Genomic DNA, 3,638 nt, shown 5'->3' with positions numbered 1-3,638 from the left:
GTTACTTATTCTCTGAGATTTAACCTCCATGAGACTCATAAACGTATTTATGTTTATTTGTTAGGGCGACTTCATACTACCTATAATAATCCCCAAAGTATTAACCAAGCCAATATTCTTCTCAGTGATTTAGAAAGAATGTTAGAATCTTTCGGTTTTGAGAGTAAACCCCTCAATCAGAAAGAATTAGAATATTTGGCACAAAATTCTAACTATGGCTATTGTTTTGAAGTGTGTCAGGAGGAAGTAGCAACTTCCATAAGATTAGATACCCCCGTTAAAGGAGAAACAAATTCTTCTAAACAGATGGAATTTTCAATTCCCAGAGAGTTTGTTTACATGAAGCAGGAAAAACAACGCCAAATTTACGGGATTCGCCCTTGGTGGGGTGCAGGAGGAACGTTTTTAGTACCCTTTAATGCTCTCGCTTCTCAAAATTCTTCCGTTAGTGTCTGCATCTTGTTAACTCCCACTCAACTTAATCCCACAGAACAAAATTTGATAGCGGAAATTGCTCGACAAGCAGAAAGTTTGGCACAACAGCAAACTAGAAGTATTTCCGTTCAAGGGATGCCCACGGATGCTTCCCAAAATAAAACCGATCCTCAGTTACGTTGGGAATCGAGGCTTTATGCGGCTAATTTACGGCGGTTAAATCATCCTTTTTTAAGCACAATCTTCTGTTTTTCTAACGATCCAGCCGCCGCTCAACAAGTAGCTGTTGCTATTGCTTCTACCATCAGGGAAGAGCAAACTTATGATTCACCTTTAGGAGAAAGTGAACCCATTGCATCTGGGGCTAAAGTTCTCTCTTATGTTCATTCTTCTCCAGATTACTACAGTTATATAACAAAAGCCTGTCATTATCTTGATTTTACTCCTTTTTTGAGTATGTCTCGTCATGTAGAGCAGAACGAAAAAAAAGTTCCTCACCCCTCTCTGCGACGTTTACGTTATTTGATGGATGGACGAGGAGCGGCTTGTGCCTTTCGTTTTCCTGTTTCCGTGCAAGGAGGTGTACCGGGGATACCTGTTAAGCAACGTCCTCCAGACTTTCATCCGGGGGAAAGAAGTGAGCAGATTCCTGATAATGCGATCGATTTGGGGCGTTTTCATGTGGGAGGAAGAGCTTATGTGTCCAAAAATTCCTTTACTAAACACGCTTTAATTACGGGATTTACGGGCAGTGGTAAAAGTAACACCTGTTTATACCTACTAGATCAGTTTTGGCGTAAGTTTCAGATTCCCTTCTTAGTAATTGAGTCGGCAAAAAAAGAGTATCGAGGTTTACGCAATGTTGATATTTTTCGCAATAAATTGTTGATTTATACCCTCGGCAATGAAACAGTATCCCCTTTGCGGTTTAATCCCTTTGAGTTGATCCCCGGAGTTAGAGTAGAGTCTCATTTAGCCCATTTACAGACTTGTTTTGAAGGCGCTTTACCTCCCGTTGGCCCTTTACCTTCGGTTATTTCTGAAGCCTTAGAAGTGGTTTATCAGCAATATGGTTGGCGATTGATCGATCGAGGTAGAAATCGAGAAGATGAACCTCGTCTATTTCCCACTATGGAAGATTTTTATAAAGTAGTGGAGGAAATTATAGAATCAAGGGGTTATCAAGGAGAGGTTAAAAGTAATGTGGAAGCGGCCATTAAAGGACGAGTAAAGCCTTTATTAATGGGGAGTAAGGGGAAAATGTTTAGTAGTCGTCTTTCTAATCCGAATGCTTCTGATTTATTTCAATATCCCGTGATTTTGGAATTGAACGATCTCAATGAGCAGGATAAATCTTTGGTGATGATGTTCTTTTTGACGTTGTTGCGAGAATATCGAGAATTGCATCCGAGTAAAGATTTAACCCATATTACCCTTGTGGAAGAGGCTCACAATGTTTTAGCCAATGTGGATTCCGTGAGTAGTGGTAACGAAAATCAGTCTGATGTGAAAGCTAAATCCGTTCAGGCTTTTTGTAATATGTTAGCAGAGGTACGGGCTTATGGAGAAGGGTTGATTATTGCCGATCAATCCCCTGAAAAGTTGGCACGGGATGCCATGCGCAATACTAATGTGCAAATTGCTCACCAATTACGGGATGCTCAAGACAGGGAAGCCATTGCTAATGCCATGATTATGAGTGAGGAACAACGGGACTTTTTGGGCAAATGCGAGACGGGAAGGGCGGCAGTATTTTATACGGGGTTGCAAAAAGCAACTTTTATTGATATACCCGTATATAAAGATAAACCACCCCCAAGTTATGAGGATAAGTCGGGGATTGAGAACCTTTGGGAAGGTTTTGGGGATCAATTAAGCCCCCATAAATCCGATGAAGAAGTATTAGAATATATGCAACGGAGTTCGATAATTGCCAAAGAAAAGGTTAACTGTTCCCTTTGCGATTATGAATGTCAGTATCGAGAGCAAATTTTGCACTTAGCAGAGGTAGGAAAAGAACGATTTAAAAAAGCATTGGATTATCTTCGTCAGGCTAAAAAGAATGAAGAAATAAATGAGGCTTTTAACAGTTTAGCTCAAGTTATTCTGGAAATTACGAATATTCAAGAAGAAAAGGAGCTAGATTTGGCTTGGTGTTATACCAAAGAGATGTGGTTTCGATGTAAAGGAATATGTTTGGGAACTGAGGCAAAAGAGAAATATACATATTTGTTTAAATGTTTTATTAGTTAAAAAGGAGTTTAAAACCATGGGTGCAGTATTACTTTGGGACGGGGAAAAGAAAAAAAAAATTCAGCAAAAACCTTATTTTTCTTATGATAGAGTCTTGAGTATAATATTGAGTGTTTCTATCGGCATAATACCCACATTGGGATTGGTAATATTTATTGCTCCTGTTAGAATATATTTCGACAGGAAAAGGTTCTACAGACATAGTTTTTTAGGAGCTATAAATAATGGTTATTATTTTAGTATGTCACAGACATTACTAACAAATTATCCTCATGGGATTGTTTATATACTACAAAACACTTTAAAACATTTAGATAATTTTGGGATTAACTATCTCCCTTGGAAAAGTACAGATGGACGTGAGGGATGGCCAAATAAAACTGTTTTAAAAGAAGCTATTGAGATAGCTAGATATGCAGTTGAAAAGTGGGATAGTTATGAACCTGTCGAAAAAACTACTACAATAGCAAATATCCGTCAGATGATTCAACCAGAAGTTATGGAGTTTCCACACGTTTCAGTTTCATACAATAGTTATGATTATTACTTCCACCTAGAACATATCAACGAAAAACATCATAACATAGACATTTATTATTACTATTACAATGACGATGATTATCGTAGAGATACAGGAAATCAACCACCTAAACCTGATTTTCCTACTACATATCAATCATCTCCTCAACCTGAATATGAACCAACCCCTCAAACTCAACCCGAAGCAACGCAACAAGTTTTAACCTTGAGGGAATTTCTCGCTCAAAATACGGGCTTACTTTATCTTTCCGAAGCTGAACAACAAGAGGAATATCACAAATACTTAGCTGATATGGGAGTTAAACCACCTTCATCTTAGGGGAGTTGTTTCAAAGTACAACGAAAATTGCATTTCTGTTAGTCGCTTTAGCAGACTTTTGCTATTAGCTTTGTCAATTTATTGCAAAGCG

Annotated in this window: 2 protein-coding genes; both read left to right on the top strand. The window is 38.3% G+C overall.

Annotation, left to right across the window (positions count from 1 at the left end):
• The coding region (locus ACN4EE_RS22420; protein WP_431708738.1) for an ATP-binding protein at nt 1-2,688 on the top strand (2,688 nt) is incomplete at its 5' end.
• 241 nt (nt 2,689-2,929) lie between these two features.
• On the top strand, nt 2,930-3,547 hold the full coding sequence (locus tag ACN4EE_RS22415) for a hypothetical protein (RefSeq protein ID WP_431708737.1): 618 nt from the start codon (nt 2,930-2,932) through the stop codon (nt 3,545-3,547).
• Nucleotides 3,548-3,638 lie beyond the last annotated feature (91 nt).

This window comes from Geminocystis sp. CENA526 (assembly GCF_050753365.1).
GTDB lineage: Bacteria > Cyanobacteriota > Cyanobacteriia > Cyanobacteriales > Cyanobacteriaceae > Geminocystis.
This window is presented reverse-complemented; position numbering and strand designations above follow the sequence as displayed.

Coding starts and splice junctions, on each gene's coding strand:
- ACN4EE_RS22415 (WP_431708737.1), top strand. CDS start 2,930: ATGTCACAGACATTACTAACAAATTATCCTCATGGGATTGTTTATATA.